Origin of the sequence: Leptolyngbya sp. ST-U4 (assembly GCF_039962215.1) — a bacterium.
In the GTDB taxonomy this organism is placed as follows: Bacteria; Cyanobacteriota; Cyanobacteriia; order Elainellales; family Elainellaceae; genus Leptolyngbya_A.
This window is the reverse complement of the sequence record NZ_JAMPKZ010000035.1, coordinates 22,076-38,451: the sequence shown is the minus strand read 5'-3', so window position 1 is coordinate 38,451 and position 16,376 is coordinate 22,076. Positions and strand designations below refer to the sequence as shown.

The 16,376-nt window shown below is 50.3% G+C and carries 17 protein-coding genes and 1 pseudogene; 13 read left to right on the top strand and 5 right to left on the bottom strand.

All coding sequences use genetic code 11. The features are described 5' to 3' along the window. From NDA02_RS24670 to NDA02_RS24660, 3 genes and pseudogenes are all read right to left on the bottom strand, one after another. Positions 1–109: pseudogene (locus NDA02_RS24670) on the bottom strand (photosystem II q(b) protein); the annotation flags it as partial. 113 nt (positions 110–222) lie between these two features. Continuing rightward, positions 223–786, bottom strand: coding sequence for an AAA family ATPase (locus tag NDA02_RS24665; protein WP_190793519.1), 564 nt, complete (start codon positions 784–786; stop codon positions 223–225). A gap of 141 nt (positions 787–927) precedes the next feature. Then, positions 928–1,959, bottom strand: coding sequence for an adenosine deaminase (locus NDA02_RS24660; protein WP_190793518.1), 1,032 nt, complete (start codon positions 1,957–1,959; stop codon positions 928–930). Positions 1,960–2,413: 454 nt separating this feature from the next. Here NDA02_RS24660 and NDA02_RS24655 point away from each other — a divergent pair, with 454 nt between their 5' ends. The 13 genes from NDA02_RS24655 (at position 2,414) to NDA02_RS24595 (ending at position 14,547) form a co-directional block, all read left to right on the top strand. After that, on the top strand, positions 2,414–3,544 hold the full coding sequence (locus NDA02_RS24655; RefSeq protein ID WP_190793517.1) for an AI-2E family transporter: 1,131 nt from the start codon (positions 2,414–2,416) through the stop codon (positions 3,542–3,544). A gap of 279 nt (positions 3,545–3,823) precedes the next feature. Continuing rightward, entirely contained in the window at positions 3,824–5,209 is a 1,386-nt protein-coding gene (locus NDA02_RS24650; RefSeq protein WP_190793516.1) for a metallopeptidase TldD-related protein, read from the top strand. 13 nt (positions 5,210–5,222) lie between these two features. Next, positions 5,223–5,750 carry an RNA methyltransferase gene (locus NDA02_RS24645; RefSeq protein ID WP_190793515.1) on the top strand — a complete coding sequence of 176 codons (528 nt, stop codon included), beginning with the start codon at positions 5,223–5,225 and terminating at the stop codon, positions 5,748–5,750. 90 nt (positions 5,751–5,840) lie between these two features. Further along, positions 5,841–6,542: a Uma2 family endonuclease gene (locus tag NDA02_RS24640; RefSeq protein ID WP_190793514.1), complete on the top strand. Its 702-nt coding sequence runs from the start codon at positions 5,841–5,843 to the stop codon at positions 6,540–6,542. A gap of 88 nt (positions 6,543–6,630) precedes the next feature. Then, a complete protein-coding gene (locus NDA02_RS24635; protein ID WP_190793513.1) occupies positions 6,631–7,422 on the top strand; it encodes an SAM-dependent chlorinase/fluorinase in 792 nt (263 codons plus the stop codon). Positions 7,423–7,668: 246 nt separating this feature from the next. Next, positions 7,669–8,337 (top strand): DUF2301 domain-containing membrane protein, encoded by a 669-nt coding sequence (locus NDA02_RS24630; RefSeq protein ID WP_242067496.1) that lies wholly within the window; start codon positions 7,669–7,671, stop codon positions 8,335–8,337. A 123-nt stretch (positions 8,338–8,460) separates the two neighbouring features. Beyond that, the gene (gene dprA / locus NDA02_RS24625) at positions 8,461–9,723 is read left to right on the top strand and encodes a DNA-processing protein DprA (RefSeq protein WP_190793512.1); all 1,263 of its coding nucleotides are present in this window, start codon (positions 8,461–8,463) and stop codon (positions 9,721–9,723) included. Between the two features lie 69 nt (positions 9,724–9,792). Then, complete coding sequence (locus NDA02_RS24620) at positions 9,793–9,954, top strand: hypothetical protein (protein WP_190793511.1); 162 nt, start codon at positions 9,793–9,795, stop codon at positions 9,952–9,954. 428 nt (positions 9,955–10,382) lie between these two features. Continuing rightward, positions 10,383–11,363: a UDP-glucuronic acid decarboxylase family protein gene (locus NDA02_RS24615; RefSeq protein WP_190793524.1), complete on the top strand. Its 981-nt coding sequence runs from the start codon at positions 10,383–10,385 to the stop codon at positions 11,361–11,363. A gap of 120 nt (positions 11,364–11,483) precedes the next feature. Next, positions 11,484–12,863: a UDP-glucose/GDP-mannose dehydrogenase family protein gene (locus NDA02_RS24610; RefSeq protein WP_190793510.1), complete on the top strand. Its 1,380-nt coding sequence runs from the start codon at positions 11,484–11,486 to the stop codon at positions 12,861–12,863. Between the two features lie 165 nt (positions 12,864–13,028). Beyond that, positions 13,029–13,787, top strand: a complete 759-nt coding sequence (gene nfi / locus NDA02_RS24605) for a deoxyribonuclease V (RefSeq protein ID WP_190793509.1) — start codon at positions 13,029–13,031, stop codon at positions 13,785–13,787. A gap of 153 nt (positions 13,788–13,940) precedes the next feature. Then, positions 13,941–14,156, top strand: coding sequence for a chlorophyll a/b-binding protein (locus NDA02_RS24600; RefSeq protein ID WP_190793508.1), 216 nt, complete (start codon positions 13,941–13,943; stop codon positions 14,154–14,156). Between the two features lie 235 nt (positions 14,157–14,391). Beyond that, complete coding sequence (locus NDA02_RS24595) at positions 14,392–14,547, top strand: hypothetical protein (RefSeq protein WP_190793507.1); 156 nt, start codon at positions 14,392–14,394, stop codon at positions 14,545–14,547. A gap of 300 nt (positions 14,548–14,847) precedes the next feature. Here the strand turns inward: NDA02_RS24595 and NDA02_RS24590 are convergent, their stop codons facing one another. Next, complete coding sequence (locus NDA02_RS24590) at positions 14,848–15,663, bottom strand: HAD family hydrolase (protein WP_190793506.1); 816 nt, start codon at positions 15,661–15,663, stop codon at positions 14,848–14,850. Positions 15,664–15,848: 185 nt separating this feature from the next. Continuing rightward, positions 15,849–16,307 carry a D-aminoacyl-tRNA deacylase gene (gene dtd / locus NDA02_RS24585; RefSeq protein WP_190793505.1) on the bottom strand — a complete coding sequence of 153 codons (459 nt, stop codon included), beginning with the start codon at positions 16,305–16,307 and terminating at the stop codon, positions 15,849–15,851. Positions 16,308–16,376: the final 69 nt, after the last annotated feature.

The following is a 16,376-nucleotide window of genomic DNA, read 5'->3' as shown; positions in this document are numbered from 1 at the left end:
TGAGGACGCCGAACCAGCCGATGTAGAGGCGGTTGTCGGTGGAGGTGATCCAGGTGCAGAACTGCTCCCACAGGTTCGCGGAGTCGCGACGCTGTAAGGTAGTCGTCATATTTTCGATGAGTGCTTTAAGCGATTTAAGGTTTGGGCAGGCGCTGATTTGCTTGCCTTAATGAATAGTCTAGGGGGTTTATTGCTTTTTGTAAATATGCTGAGAGTAATTACTCATAAACAGGTTTCAGACTGTTGATGAATTTGCGAAAGCCACTCTGAGGTTGCTCTGGGAGTCATTAGGCGAATTTTTTCTAGATGAGCGTACTCCGATCGGCTTAATAAAACGGGATACTCTTTCCGTCTTCGGGAGTAGGTTTTGAGAACCCAAAGGACGATCGAATCCTTGCTCAGTGCTTTGCCGATCGTCTCGCGATTCCCGCTCCAAAGTTCCTGCTGCGTGAGGCTGCGGTAGAGGGTGCGCTTGATAGAACGGTAAAGCGTGACCGGAAAGGAATAGTCCAGCCAAATTAAGGTGTTTGCTCGACCCCAGACGAGATCCCGCACCCTGCTATAGTTGCCGTCTACCACCCATCGATCGCCTTGAAGTGCTTGCTCGACTCTCGATCGAAAGACTGCTGGGTCTGCCTCTGTCCAGTTGGCTTCCCAGACCAATGCGTCTAGTTCAACATGAGGAATTTGAAGACGTTCAGCAAGCTGTTGTGCAAAGGTCGTCTTTCCAGAGCCGCTTGTACCAACTACGACAATCCGCTGACCCGATTGAGGAGGCTGATTCATAGTGAATTGTAAGGGGCATGACAGGAGTAGCTTCAGCAGACGATCGCAGGATTCTGTATTGAGTAAATTAAAAGGGCAAAAAAAGGGCGGACAGGATGCCCACCCATGAAGAAGACAAATAAGAAGACGAATTCAGCGCAGCTACCGGGCAGGATTGAGTTCCGGTTTAAGAATGTTGCTGAGGATTGAAGCTGGGCGTTCTTTGTATTTCCAGGCGAAAGCGTGACGGAAGGCGGCATCCTGACAGGCTTGGAGCTGTTTAAAGCTGATGATGTCCTGAGTTAACAGATTCTCATACTCAAAGGGCAACCGAACATTGTGCAATCCGGCGTTGTCAGTGCAAATCGCAATATCTACTCCTGCTTCAAAGCAGCGATCGAACACGACTTTCAATTGCTGAATGTCCTTTAACGTTCCAGTTTTGGGGTAAGTCGTCGGGCAAACCTCTAAGCATTGACCGTCCCTAGCAAGCTGGGGCAGCAGTTCGGGATGCTTGAGGGGAATTTGGATACCGTGACCGATTCGCATCAGGTAGGGCAGTAGCTCTGGGTAGCAGCCTGCTTCGGTTTCATATAAATGTCCGGTGGTGTTGAGTCCAAGCGATCGGGCATAGTCATATAGCCCCACGAACTCATCTAGCCGCTCGGCGTAGTGAGCATCTCCACCCGCTAAATCGATCGCGCAAACATAGTGCCGCATCTGAGCCGCCAGATCCACGATGGCGTGATTCACCTCGTAAGGTAGACGGGAATGCATACAGAGAATCTGGCTTGTCACGATTGGGTATTCCCCGACTTGGCTGGCTTTGCCAACGACTTCCACAATATTTGCCATCTGGTTGATCCGCTCGGACTGGCTCAGGTGGTCGGGCGTTCGCAGGTAAGGGGTATAGCGCAGCTCCAGGTACGCCAGATTCTCAAATACATACGCCCCGCGCATTAAGCGATAGATGAAATACGGCAGCGTTTCGTTAGTTTGGACCTTTTCAACCAGCGTATGCAGCTCCAGATACTCGTCTAAAGTATTGCGGGGGCGGGTGTAAAAGTCCTCAAAATCCTCGTATTGGTTAAATCGCTCAGGTACATCCGACTGACTGCGCTGAAAATATCGCCAGAGGACACGAGGAACAACCGAGCCTCCTAAATGGCGGTGTAATTCTGCATAAAGTGCCATGAGAACCTCTTGGGTTAGTGAAGTAGAAATAACAATCGAGTACAAAAAATTCTGGTAAAGCAAATGAGCTTACCGATCGTTCTGGTAGACACCAGATTCTGAGATTGAAATGGAGTTAATGAATTGTAGACATTGGGCAGAGAGCCATCACGGACTGCCAGAAATCTGTGTGCAGCAATGAGCAGGGATTAGCCGAAGATTGATGCAACAGGGGCAGGACTTTCAAGCAAGGGTATTAGCACTAATTGATACAACTATAGATAACCTTAATGAAAGTTCGCCAGAGGCAGTCAACCGAAATAAGCATTTGGGGCAATGAGGCGGAATGACGAACTTGAGCGACGCAGTGAGCTGTATGCTTCTACCGCAGCTCTAAAAATCCACTCTAACGTAGAGGCAATTTGTCAGAAGTTGTTGGTAAATAGCCAATATTAACGATCGATTGTTGCTTCATATGACTCACCCCATTACCCGGCTGAGGGACAACCTAAGCAATCTCCTGCCGCGCTGGATTGTAATTTTGCTGGCAATCCCGCTCGGAGTTCTAAACGGGTGGGTTATTCTTCAGGTAGTTCGCTATTTTGGCTCGACGTTCACGATCCTGGCAGTGGCAACGCTGCTCGCATTCTTACTCAGTTTCCCAGTGAGGTTTCTAGAAAAGCGAGGAATTGGGCGAGGCTACAGCATTCTGCTGGTATTTCTGACATTTCTAGGTATTCTAGCAACTCTGGGAACGACGCTGCTGCCGCTCCTGTTCATCCAGCTTCAGGAACTCATTACTCACCTGCCGGATGGAGTTAACGCGGTCAGCCAGCAGCTCGAATCGTTTCAAAACTGGGCAACAGAGCGGCGGCTGCCCATTAACGTCAGGGGGGTTGCCCAGCAGATCCAGGCGATCGCGCCTCAAGGGATTGATGATGTTACCAATCAGCTGATTGGGGTGGTGCTAGAAACGGCAGACAGCCTGTTTAATGCCATTCTGACAGTCGCCCTAACGCTCTACTTGTTGCTGCACGGCGACGGCTTCTGGAAAACAATTTTTCAGTGGTTTCCGGTGCACTGGGTCCAAGAAGGGCAACGACTGCTGAGCCAGAATTTTCGCAATTACTATGTGGGGCAAATGACGGTCGCTGTGATTGAGGGGACAGTTCTGACGATCGTATTTCTCATTCTGCGAGTTCCCTTTTTTCTGCTGTTTGGCATTGGAATTGGGCTGATGGTGCTGATTCCTTTCTTTGATGTGCTGGGAACACTGCTTGCCAGTTTGATTGTGGGTGTCACCAATCCAGCTTTAGGTGTGATTGTTCTTATCTCGGCAATTCTCACCGATCAAATTATCGACAACACCGTTTCGCCGCGCATTATTGGTCGATTAGTTGGGCTAAACCCCGTCTGGGTAATTTTGTCGCTCCTGATCGGCATCCAGACTGCCGGATTTTTAGGAATTGTCCTGGCAGTCCCGCTTGCTAGCACGATCGGCGATGTTTTAGCACTAGTGCGCTCGACCCGGCGGCCAGACCCATTTGAGCAAAGTCAGAAAGTTGCAACCGCAGACACCGAGGTGATCAATGCTGCTGTCAGCTAGACAATGCATGTAGGAATGCAGGATTGAGTCTCTTGAAGAATCGGCGTCTTGCTCGCTCGGTTCGGGAGGTTTTCTGCTGGCCTGGGTTGTGACCGGAAGTCTTATTAGCATGACCGTGATTTCGGCCAGTCTACCGCTGCAAGCCCAAACCAATCTACGATCAAGGGAATCCCGGTTTAGACTAGAGGAATAAGGACAGCATTGCCCTGATCGATCAGACTAATTAATCAAACTTTAGTCAAACTTAAAGCTCACACTCATTGCAGACGGGAGACGCAGGTGGTTACATCTCTTTCGCTACAGGATCGGTTGCTGGAGACAATCGCCCCTTATCGACAGCAGGTCGATTATCTAGAAATTCGGCTGGAGCAAAGCGAATCGACATCGATCGCCTATCGGGGCAAGCAGTTGGATGCAGTCGATCGTAGTTTTGCTCTAGCTGGAGGCGTAAGAGCCTGTCATTGCGGGGGCTGGAGCTTTGTCACCTTTAACGGACTGGCAGATCTGAAACAAAGAATTGAAGAAGCGATCACCCAGGCAAAGCTAGTTGGCAAGGAAACGACCGAACTCGCCACTGTGACGCCAATTCAAGATTATGTGGCGGTTGAGCTGGGCAGAGATCCACGCGGTATCTCTCTGGATGCCAAACGCGCTCTGGTCGAGCAGTACAACCAAATTTTGCTGGAGTTTGACCCGCGCATTCAAACCACGATGACGGGCTACAGCGATCGATTCAGCACGACTTATTTTGTGAATTCGATCGGCTCTTGCATTGCCCAGGAGCGGCTAGACGTATCGGGACGATTTGGCGTTATTGCCAGAAGTGAAGGCGGCGTAGTGCGTCAGGGCTTTGAGTCGATTCATTCGCGATCGGACTACGGTGTGCTAGAAGGGGTCGAGGCACAGGTGCGAAGTGCAGCAGAGCGGGCAGTCCGTCAGCTTGAGGCAAAGCCCGTGAAAGGCGGACAGTACACTGTTGTGCTTGATCCCTATCTGTCGGGCGTGTTTATTCACGAGGCGTTTGGGCATTTGTCTGAGGCGGATTTTGTTTATGAGAATCCCCGCATGCAGGAATTGCTGGTACTGGGTAAGCCGATCGCCATTCCGCAGCTCAATGTTGTGGATGATGGCACGATGCCCGGTCTACCCGGTTCGCTGAAATATGACGATGAAGGCGTTCCGGCACAGCGCAAGTATCTGATCAAAGACGGCATCCTCACCCAGCGACTCCACAACCGTGAAACCGCAGGCAAACTGCACGAGGAACCCACTGGAAACGCCCGCGCCCTCAGTGCCCTCTATCCCCCGATCGTCCGTATGACAAATACCGGGATCGAAAGTGGCGACTATGCTTTTGAAGACATGATTCGCAATGTGGAAGAAGGGGTATATGCGGTGCGAATGCTGGGCGGACAAACTAACGGCGAGATGTTTACCTTTGCAGCGGCAGAAGGCTATATGATTCGCAACGGTGAGATTGCCGAGCCTGTGAGTGATGTCACTTTGAGCGGGAATGTTTTCCAAACCCTGAAGGATATCGACGCGATCGGCAATGACTCGGTGTACAAGAACGGCGGCTGTGGTAAAGGTGGACAGTCTCCCCTGCCTGTGAGCGTTGGTGGTCCCCATGTGCGAATTAATAACGTTGTGGTGGGTGGACGATAATCGGTATCGCTGATTGACCTCTCCCCGCGATCGTCATTCCTATGCTGTGCTGCCCCGGCATTCGCTGATTGTTTGTGCTTCTCTAGTGCAAAATCCGGCGAACTTGGGCAGCCTTTGTCGTACGGTTGAAGCGTTTCGGCTGGAATCTCTAGTGCTGGCAGACAAGGCGATCGTGCAACACAATGCCTTTCGGAACGTGGCGGTTTCCGCGCATCTGTGGCAGCCGATCGTTGCTTGCGCGATCGATGCCTTGCCCCAATGGTTTACCCAACAACAACAGCAAGGCTATGAGATTGTTGGATTATCTGTGAGTCCGATTTCAGAACCTTTACCGCAGTTTGCTTTTCGGCAGCGATCGGTTCTAGTGCTGGGTCAAGAGTTGACAGGCATTCCGCCAGAGATTTTGCAAAAATGCGATCGAACCGTGAGCATCCCGCAGTTTGGCATGGTGGAATCGCTCAATGTGCAAACAGCGGCGGCAATTGCCCTTTACGAATATATGCGGCAGTGGACGCTGAAGCCGATAAGGGACGGGGACTAGCGATTTGGCTTCGTCCTTTCCCCCTTTGTACTCACGTCGCTGATACAGCTATAGAATAAAAACTATTCTGGCTCAGGAGTAAATGCCTCGATGTCACTCACCGCACAACAACTGGCAGACTTGATGCCCGATGCAACTCAATTAGAGAGTGATGAGCCAGAAATGGAGAGTTCTCTACACTACACTCAACTGGCACTGTTAGTCGCTTGTCTAGAATGGCTCTGGCGCGATCGATCCGATTTCTTCATTGGTGCAAACCTCACCATTTATTTCAGCCGACAACAGCTCAAGAACAAAGATTTTCGCGGACCAGATTTCTTCCTGGTCAAGCACACCGAAAAACGACCGCGAAGATCCTGGGTCGTATGGGAGGAAGATGGCAAATATCCTGATCTGATTATCGAACTCCTGTCGGATTCAACTGCCCGAACAGATCGCAACCTGAAGAAGGAACTGTATCAGAATCGCTTTCGCACCCCAGAGTATTTCTGGTTTTCGCCCGAAACGTTAGAGTTTGCAGGCTACCGTCTGGTCAATCAGCAGTATGAACCCATTGCCCCTAACGCATCAGGTTTGTTGTGGAGTTATTCGCTTGGATTGTATCTAGGAATTCGCGAGGGGGTCTTGCGCTACTTTACAGAAGGGGAAACTCTAGTGCTGTCGCCCGAAGAAGAGGCAGAACAGGCACAGCAACAAGCGCAACAGGCACAGCAACAAGCGCAACAGGCTGAAGCACGGGCAGCCCGGTTGGTGCAGCAGTTGAGATCCTTGGGCATCAAGCCAGAATTGTAGCGATCGTAACCAGGTGACACTTTACGACGGCAGGGCGATCGCTTTCACATCTTTCCAGGCACTCCCATCCCCCTAACTATGTACTGCTATGCCTTCAAATCGCTTGATTACGCTGTTGACTGACTTTGGCTTAAACGACGTTTATGTCGGCGTGATGAAAGGCGTAATTGCCAGCATTGATCAAAGTTTGCGAGTCATTGATTTAACCCATCAAATTCCGCCTCAAAATATTACAGCGGCGCAGTTTAATCTACTCAATGCCTATCCTTATCTTCCGTCGGGAACGGTTCATGTTGCTGTTGTTGATCCGGGGGTAGGCAGCGATCGTCGGGCAGTTGCAATCGAGCTAGAAGATGGATTTCTGGTTGGTCCTGATAACGGGTTGTTTACAGGATTGATGACGACAAAAGCAGTTGTTCAGGCTGTTGAATTAAGCGATCGTCAGTACTGGCGCGTTCCTGACCCTAGCAACACTTTTCATGGACGAGATATTTTTGCTCCGGTTGCCGCACATCTCGCGCTTGGAGTTTCAATTACAAAACTTGGAGAAATCATCGATTCAGATACCTTAATTCAAAATTCGATTGTGTCCTATAAAACAACAGCAGCAGGCTATCAGGGGAGGATTCAGCACATCGATCGATTTGGCAATGTCATCACCAACATTCCCGGTAAACTAGTTCAGAATAAACGCTGGTCGGTGCGAGTAAAGAAGCGATCGATTCCGGGCTGTCAGCGTTATGGGGAAGCGGAAGTGGGGAATCCAATTGCATTAGTCGGCAGTCACGGCTGGGTCGAAATTGCAATTAATGGGGGTGATGCTCACTTTCAGCTACGGCTCAACTGGGAAGACGAGATTGACTTGAAAGTTGAAATGTAGATTTACAAGATTAAAACTATTCGTCTTGCTCAAATAGTCTAACCAAATTACTTGGACTTCCAGGCATAAAAGTCTGTTTCGTAGAGATTGCCCTGCTGTGCCTCAGGTTCTGGGTCTGCTTCTAGCATGAGTTCTTCCAAGCGCGATAGCTTTATTCTATTGATTGCATGAATGGAACCGAGAGAAGCAGCACTACAATCGAAGTAAGTGGACGCATCGGAAACTACAAGCTGAGGAAAGAGGGCAATGCAGACTGAAACGATGACCTCGCAGGGAGAAGTGCTTCGCAGCACACCGGTCTATCAGGGGCAGTTTGGCGAATTTACGATCACCCCAGACGATCGCCGAGAAGTAATCATTTACCGTGGTGGACTCACGATCGCGGCAGTTAGTTTTGCGATCGGTTCAACCCTGGCACTCACTCAGGGGAATCAGCCCTTCATCCAGTCGCTTCTGACTCCGCTCTACACGCTGTTTACGATCGGTCTGGGCATCAGCCTGTTCACCATTCACATTTATCTCAAAGTCCTACACCGAACGCTGCAAGCATTTTGGCTTATCGGTGCGATCGCTTCGCTTTTTGTGGCTCACTTTAGCCCTGAACCGTTTGTGTCCACGGTCTATCGCTATCCGCTCACGCTATTGGGCATAGGATTTGCCTTTGCTGCCCTAACCGGAATTTTCTTTAAAGAAGCCTTCTGCTTCGATCGCTTAGAAACTAAGCTGCTTACGCCGATCGTTCCGCTGCTGCTCTTAGGACACCTCACCGGACTGCTGCCGCTCCAGGTCGAACAAACTCTGCTGGCAAGCTGGGCAGGGTTGTTTGTTGTGTTTGCATTCCGAAAAGTGATCCAACAAATTCCGCCCGATATTGGCGATAAAAGCGTGTTCGAGTATCTCAAGCAGCAAAGGTGATCGAAACCTGTTTGAATCTGATCATCATTGCGAGCATTCGAGTAAACAGCTATCGTTCTGACTTTCGCGATTCTGGGCATTTTAAGCTGACTTGCGTTTAGCCTGCCTGAAGGAAAGGAAATCGTGGAAGACGATCGCGCTTACTGGGTTGCCTGGTCCCACATTGCTGGTGTAGGGGCAATCTTGCTGCGGCGGTTGCATTTGCATTTTGGTTCTCTGGCTGCTGCCTGGTTTGCTCCTGCCGAAAATTTGCAAGCGATCGAAGGCGTCGGCTGGCAAACGGCTGAATCGATCGGGGCAGCGCGATCGGCTCTTGATCCCCATAATCTGCTGCAACAGCATGAGCAGGAAAATCCCTGCTTCTGGACACCTGCTGATGCGGGTTATCCCCGACTGTTGCTGGAAATGGCTGACCCTCCCCCTATCCTTTACTATCGCGGCACAGTCGATCTGATAGAAAATCAGGGACAAACGCCCTGTATCGCGATCGTCGGCACTCGCAGCCCTTCTGAGTATGGCAAACGCTGGACGCGCCGGATTACAACTGCGCTGATTGAAGCAGGCTATACCATCGTTTCTGGACTGGCAGACGGCATTGATACAATCGCCCACCATGCCTGTCTTGAAGCGGGAGGACGCACGATCGCGGTCATGGGAACGGGAGTAGACGTGGTTTATCCCTGGCGCAACAAAGAGCTTGCCTGCCGAGTTATCGAGCATGGCTTACTGCTGAGTGAATATCCGGCGGGAACCCAGCCCGATCGGGTTCATTTTCCGCGTCGAAATCGCATTATTGCAGGGTTATGCCGAGCAACGCTGGTGCTAGAGGCTCCGCAAAAATCTGGGGCACTAATTACCGCACGGTTGGCAAATGAGTATGGGCGCGATGTCTATGTGCTGCCCAATTCGCTGGACAATTCGCGGGCAAGAGGCTGTCTGGAACTGCTGAACCAGGGAGCCGCCCTCATCCTGGGAGAAACTGAGCTGCTAGAAAACTTAGCATCGCTGCCGCAACTTGTGTCTTCATGTGCTGCCGTCGATCGAGCAGCTGTCCATCAAAATCCTAAAAATCAAGATTCTAGAAATCAAATCTCCAATCTCACCAGTCAGCTTTCCCTGCTGTCTAACTCATCGATCGATTCCCCCCTGGACGAAAGTGCTTTGCCTCGCCGCCCCCCTGATGGGGTGAATCACTCTGAACCGCTGAAAGGATTAGCTACTGACCTACAGCAGGTGTTTTCAGCCGTTTCCGCAGAACCCGTTCTGGTCGATCGAATTGTTCAAGAAACTGGGCTGCTGCCGGGTCAAGTGCTTAGTGCCTTAACTCAGCTTGAATTAATGGGGTTAGTCACCCTGTCTGGTGGGGCACGGTATTCACGGTTGTAATTCGGGTATGTTATGGGACATATCTAGGGCTGAAGCTCAATTCAGGGTGTTTCCGTCTTTTGAGGTTTTATGATGATGTCTGCTTATCGCTTAAAAGAAATCGTTGTGCCGCTCCTGATTGCCATGTTCACGACGCTGCTTACAGTAGGGTCGCTTTCGCTGCTGCTGCAAACTCCAGAGAGAGAAGTATCCGCCACCAAAACGATTTATATGCAGAGTAGCACTCCGTAGAGCAACTTAATTAAAGCAGTCGTTCAGCACTATCAAACAAAGCATCGCTTTGGGAACACTGCTTTATACCAGGATAATCTTGCAGCCCGTTCTAGACTAACTGATTGTCCCTATAGCACTTTCACATTGGGCTGAAGTAACCTCAGCAGCACAAACAGCAAATAATGCTGCTCAGTCTGAACGAGAATAAATGGAAATCTCTTCTAAGTTAAGAGAATATAAAACCGAGTAAATTTTCTGCAATAAGATCTCGTTTTGCAGACAAAATCAACGGGTATTTCCTGAGAATGCTGTATTTTTTAACCAGGAACAGCATCCCTAGAAAACTAGATTTCTACATGTAATCGACGGAATCAGGAGGAAATCATCCCCAGGAAAGCGCAAGGTAATCGAGAGAAAGGCAGTTATAGGGAAAAAGCAACATGACGATGCGAATTCTAGTCACGGGCGGCGCCGGATTTATTGGTTCTCACTTGATCGATCGCCTGATGAAGCAGGGGCATGAAGTTCTTTGTTTAGATAACTTTTACACGGGGCACAAGCGAAATATTGCTCACTGGTTGGGTAATCCTAATTTTGAGCTGATTCGCCATGATATTACCGAGCCGATTCGTCTGGAAGTTGACCAGGTGTATCATCTCGCTTGTCCAGCCTCACCCGTTCACTATCAGTACAATCCTGTTAAGACGATTAAAACCAACGTCCTGGGAACACTGAATATGTTGGGGCTAGCAAAGCGGGTGAAAGCTCGGTTTTTGTTGGCTTCCACCTCTGAAGTGTATGGCGATCCCGAAATCCACCCCCAAACGGAAGATTACCGAGGCAACGTCAATCCGATCGGAATTCGGAGCTGCTATGACGAAGGCAAACGGGTCGCAGAAACCCTGGCATTTGATTATCACCGTCAGAACGATGTTGAAATTCGCGTTGCTCGCATCTTCAACACCTACGGTCCAAGAATGCTGGAAAATGACGGACGTGTTGTCAGCAACTTTGTTGTGCAGACACTTCAGGGGCAGCCGCTTACCGTTTACGGACAGGGATCACAAACGCGCAGTTTTTGCTACGTTTCTGACCTGGTTGAGGGGTTGATGCGCCTGATGAACGGTGACTTTATCGGTCCCGTAAATTTGGGGAATCCTGATGAGTACACGATTCTAGAGCTGGCACAAGCGGTTCAGCAAATGGTTAACCCCGATGTGCCAATCGACTTTAAGCCCCTACCGCAAGATGATCCGCGTCGTCGCAAGCCAAATATTACCCGTGCTCAAACCCATCTTGGATGGCAGCCCACCGTTCCGTTAACAGAGGGTTTGCAGCGCACGATCGAGGATTTCCGGGCAAGGCTGAGTGCAGATCAGTCGATTGATCAATCCGCACAAGCCGGCACTCATCCTGCTCAGGTTTAGTCAATGGCATAGGAATTGGGCATTGGGTCCCTATCTGCCGTCGTTCATCTCAGAATCAAGTCAACCCGCCATTTGCAGGCTCTATTGTTCAGCAAGTTTCAGTAAATTTGAGGAGAAACTATGCGTGTTTGTGTCATCGGCACCGGCTATGTAGGTTTGGTAACGGGCGTTTGTTTATCGCACATTGGGCATCATGTGATTTGCGTTGACAACAACGAAGAGAAGGTCAAGCTGATGCAGGCAGGACAGTCTCCTATTTTTGAACCAGGGCTGTCCGATTTGATGCAGACAGCGATCCAGAACGGACAGATTGAATTCACGACCGATCTGGGTGCAGGCGTTCGCCACGGAGACATTCTCTTTATTGCTGTTGGTACACCGCCCCTGCCGAATGGTGAGAGCGATACCCGCTATGTTGAAGCTGTGGCACGTGGCATCGGAGCGCATCTTAACGGCGGCTATAAGGTGATTGTCAATAAATCAACGGTTCCGATCGGCTCTGGCGACTGGGTACGAATGATTGTGCTGGATGGTGTAGCTGAGCAGCAGGCAGCTCTTGTCGGCACTGGCGGCTCAACGCTGACCGATCTCAAACCGGAGTTCGACGTGGTGAGCAATCCAGAGTTTTTGCGAGAAGGATCGGCCGTTTATGACACCTTTAACCCCGACCGCATCGTGCTGGGCAGCAACAACCCGAAAGCCGTGTCGATGATGAAAGAACTCTATGCACCGATTGTCTCGCGGGAGTTCGCGGAAGATAAATCGCTGCCGACGGTTCCTGTGCTGGTAACAGACATTAGTTCCGCGGAGATGATCAAGTACGCTGCGAATGCGTTTTTGGCAACTAAAATTAGCTTCATTAACGAAGTTGCCAATATTTGCGATCGAGTTGGGGCAGATGTAACGCAGGTTGCAAAAGGAATTGGTTTGGATTCTCGGATTGGCAGCAAGTTCCTGAATGCAGGTATTGGCTGGGGTGGCTCCTGCTTCCCCAAAGATGTGTCTGCCCTGATTCATACTGCGGATGACTACGGCTATGAGGCTCAGTTGCTTAAAGCAGCCGTAAGCGTGAATCAGCGACAGCGCATGATCGCCCTGGAAAAACTTCAGCAGGTGCTCAAGATTCTGAAGGGTAAGACGGTTGGATTGCTCGGACTCACCTTCAAGCCCGACACAGACGATATGAGAGATGCACCCGCCCTTGACCTGATTGAAAGCCTGCATCGCCTGGGGGCAAAAGTGAAGGCATACGATCCGCTGGTTTCTCAGAGCGGTCTGCGGCATGGCTTATCGAATGTCTTTGTTGAAACCGACGCTGAGCGATTGGCAGATGGCTGTGACGCACTGGTCGTGGTGACAGAATGGAAGCAGTTTGCTAGCCTCGACTACGTGAAGATGGCAGGACTGATGACCAATCCTGTGATTATTGACGGTCGTAACTTCCTGGATCAGGCAGCTCTGGAACAGGCGGGCTTCCGCTATGTCGGTGTGGGTCGTTAATTCCGATCGTTTGCTATCGTTCTAAAAGGACATGAGGGTCTATTTGTCCTGAATGTCTGTCTTGATTTCGAGGGTTTGGTGCTGCCAAGCCCTTTTTTTGCGATCGGTTTCTACACTAATAAGGAGAAGCAGACGTAATCGATCGATTCACGCGGTGCAGATTCAATGATAGAAACTCAATACAGCCACGCCTGGAATTTGTCCTCAGAAGAAGCTGTGCAGCTTCAGCATCGGCTCAAGTCAAACATCATCACGATTGATCAGCTGGGCGAAGTACGATCGGTGGCGGGAGTGGATGTGGGATTTGAAGATGGAGGCAATACAACGCGAGCAGCCGTTGCCGTTCTCAGTTTTCCTGACCTGCGTTTAGTGGAACGATCGGTCGCCCGTCGTCCAACCAGTTTTCCCTATGTTCCCGGCTTGCTGTCGTTTCGAGAAGTTCCGGCGGTGCTGGATGCCCTGGAGAAGCTGCGAACTTTGCCTGATTTGCTGCTATGCGATGGACAAGGAACAGCTCATCCGCGTCGGTTTGGCATTGCCTGTCATTTGGGGCTGCTAATTAACCTGCCTGCGATCGGGGTAGGAAAATCGCTACTGGTGGGTAAGTATGAGGAAGTTTTAGATACCAAAGGCGCGTGGCAGCCTCTAACACATCGCGGGGAAACGATCGGGGCAGTGCTGCGAACTCGTCCGGGCACAAAACCGCTTTACATTTCCCCCGGACATCGGATTAGCTTAGCGACGGCGATCGACTTTGTGTTGCGCTGCACGACCCGGTATCGGTTACCGGAAACCACTCGCTTTGCCCACAAGCTTGCCTCAGAAACGCCTGCTGCTCAGATCGATGCAATGCTGGCGGATAAGGAGCGAAATCTAGAAACCGAGGAACAGGTCAAACAGGGACAGCTTGATCTCTCTATCTAGCGCAGGAGGATTTAGCGCAGGGAAATTTAACGCAGATTGGCAGGCTATAGTGGGAAAGGATTTGCGGCTAGTACAACCTCCAGTTCGCAGAATTCGCAGAAATTGTCTGATTCAGCCGATCGACGTCAGATATTGACCAATGAGGAGAAAGCGATGACTTCCCCACAGCCTGCTTCAACTGACACCCCTGCAACGCCAACTCGTTCAACTGATGCGCCAGAAGTTGTTCCTCAGCCTGAGCCTGCTTTTGGCTGGACACGCTATGCCGAAATTATCAATGGACGGTTTGCCATGATTGGCTTTGTCGCGCTGTTGATTCTAGAATTCTTTACGCGGCAGGACTTTTTCACCTGGATAGGGCTGCGCTAATCGATCGAGAAGCAGGGAATTCCTGAGTGAGGCAGAGGCAGTCTGAACAATAAATAGTATCGCAGTTTCCTAAAGTGGAAATTGCTTTTTGAAAACTTCAGGAAGATCGGGAAAGCGTCGTATGATTTACGGCAACCCGATCTTTAATTTTAGTAGCAAGAACTACAGTCTCGCCAAGAAAATGATATCTTTGGAGTAGAGGAATACCACAAGATATCAGCCAAGGATGTTCACAATGAGCAGAAACCGTCATCAATCCATCACACAAACCGCTCAGCTCCACCGGGAAAATCTGCGTCGTAATCTAGAGCGTCGCCTTGAAGCTGCGCGAGCAAGCGGTGACCAAAGTTTAGTCAAAATGCTGGAAGCAGAAGCAAGCTATATCGGCTAAAGCCATTGGCTTGTCAGTCCTTCGTTCGCTGTTTAAGCTTCTTGCTGATGAACTGGGCAATGCACGCTGGATTGACTGAACTTGAAGCTGTACTGGCTCCTTGATATGACGGACGTGCAGCTTAAGTTATTTTCCATTTAGTTAGCTCCATTGGTTGCGGGGTGAGGTGTAAGGACCTGACCCCATTTTCTTACGGCTAAGTAGACAAGATGCTAAGCAGACAGGATCTCAAGGCGATCGGCAAGGTGAGCAGTTGCTACCCTGGCAACCTTAAAAGCCATAAAACTCAGAAGCGAGCCGCTAACCCATAACCGAAGCGAGGAGCCGACGCGTGTTGAGCAAATCGTAGACGGCTGCAACCAGATTGGCGTGAATGGCGGTGGGCTGGAAGGATTGAAGGTAGGACTGACTGCGGATGCCGCAAGTGAGGGCGATCGTCGGAATTCCCACGGCTTGACCTGCGAGAATATCAGCTTCGGTGTCGCCAATCATGCAGGCAGAAGTCGCGATCGTACCCGGATTTCTCCAGGAACACTCGGCAATGACGCTGCTCAATAAATTTGTTTTATGCTCCGCCAGATTGACGTAAGCAAAGGAATCATCGGATGTGCCGCGAATTTGGCTAAACAGGTGGGCTAATCCTTCGCTTTGCAGCCACTGAGCCGCCTGGTTTTGACGGCGCAGCGTTACCAAAACAAGCCGAACCCCTTGGCTATGGAGCAGCGATAGGGCATGACGAACACCGGACTGGAGCGTATCTTGATGCAGCAGCTCTGGCTGATTTACAATCTGGCTGACTTGCTGAAGAAAGAAATCGATTTGTTCTCCCTGAAGCCCCGATCGCATCGCGATTTCTCGATCGGGCGTACGCTCTTGCTTCATTTGCCAGAACTGAGACTTGCTGAGCTGGTGAAGCGGGATTGAAGCTCCGTGAGCAACGGTGGCAGCTTGCACAGCGGCTAACCCCTGGCAATAGGTGCTGTAGTATCGTTCAGAAACATCCACGATCGGACCGTCAAAGTCGCAGAACACGGTGAGCGGAGTCATGGAACAGGCAGAGGATCTGTAGTGAAGCTGCACCCGTTGCTGATGAGTCGAAACGGCAAGACTTGCCATAGACGTTAATCGATCCAGGGAATTAATGTAACATTGGTTCACATTAGCAATCGATCTAATAAGGTGTCAACCGCTACAGAGGAAAATTTAATTAGTAAATTTTATATCAATGGATACAGTTTTTGAACGGCGCATCGCGTTGCTCTAGGGCTTCGCAATCGAGAAAGCTTCAAAGAGAAAAGGAATTATTCCACAGTTGAGGCTTCGCGTTCTAGCAGAATCGTAACTGGACCGTCGTTTTCGATCGAGACCTGCATCATTGCCCCAAAGCGACCTGTCTCGACTTTGAGCTTGCTCTGGCGTAGTTTTTGCACAAAAATTTCGTAATATTGCTCAGCAGAAGTCGGAGTAGCTGCTCGATCGAATCCAGGTCGTCTTCCTTTGCGGCAGTCTCCGTATAGAGTGAACTGACTGATGACCAGAATTTCGCCCTGAATGTCCAGGATAGAGCGATCGAATCTGTCGCCCGACTCTCCCGGAAACAGGCGCAGGTCAAGGCATTTTCGCACCATCCAATCTAGCTCTGCTTCGGTATCGGTGTTGGCAATGCCAACGAGCAGGTTTAAGCCACGTCCGATTTTGCCAATAATTTCGCCATCAACAGTGACTTGAGAAGCAGTGACTCGCTGAATAACAACGCGCATAGTCGGAAAGATTCAGAGAAAGCAAACGACCTTAAATTCAATACCTTGTAAGGTGAACGTTCTTGCCCG

Coding starts and splice junctions, on each gene's coding strand:
- NDA02_RS24610 (WP_190793510.1), top strand. CDS start 11,484: ATGCGTGTTTGTGTCATCGGCACCGGCTATGTAGGTTTGGTAACGGGC.
- NDA02_RS24640 (WP_190793514.1), top strand. CDS start 5,841: ATGTCACTCACCGCACAACAACTGGCAGACTTGATGCCCGATGCAACT.
- NDA02_RS24620 (WP_190793511.1), top strand. CDS start 9,793: ATGATGATGTCTGCTTATCGCTTAAAAGAAATCGTTGTGCCGCTCCTG.
- NDA02_RS24615 (WP_190793524.1), top strand. CDS start 10,383: ATGCGAATTCTAGTCACGGGCGGCGCCGGATTTATTGGTTCTCACTTG.
- NDA02_RS24590 (WP_190793506.1), bottom strand. CDS start 15,663: ATGGCAAGTCTTGCCGTTTCGACTCATCAGCAACGGGTGCAGCTTCAC.
- NDA02_RS24600 (WP_190793508.1), top strand. CDS start 13,941: ATGACTTCCCCACAGCCTGCTTCAACTGACACCCCTGCAACGCCAACT.
- dtd (WP_190793505.1), bottom strand. CDS start 16,307: ATGCGCGTTGTTATTCAGCGAGTCACTGCTTCTCAAGTCACTGTTGAT.
- nfi (WP_190793509.1), top strand. CDS start 13,029: ATGATAGAAACTCAATACAGCCACGCCTGGAATTTGTCCTCAGAAGAA.
- NDA02_RS24630 (WP_242067496.1), top strand. CDS start 7,669: ATGCAGACTGAAACGATGACCTCGCAGGGAGAAGTGCTTCGCAGCACA.
- NDA02_RS24665 (WP_190793519.1), bottom strand. CDS start 786: ATGAATCAGCCTCCTCAATCGGGTCAGCGGATTGTCGTAGTTGGTACA.
- NDA02_RS24635 (WP_190793513.1), top strand. CDS start 6,631: ATGCCTTCAAATCGCTTGATTACGCTGTTGACTGACTTTGGCTTAAAC.
- NDA02_RS24595 (WP_190793507.1), top strand. CDS start 14,392: ATGAGCAGAAACCGTCATCAATCCATCACACAAACCGCTCAGCTCCAC.
- NDA02_RS24655 (WP_190793517.1), top strand. CDS start 2,414: ATGACTCACCCCATTACCCGGCTGAGGGACAACCTAAGCAATCTCCTG.
- NDA02_RS24660 (WP_190793518.1), bottom strand. CDS start 1,959: ATGGCACTTTATGCAGAATTACACCGCCATTTAGGAGGCTCGGTTGTT.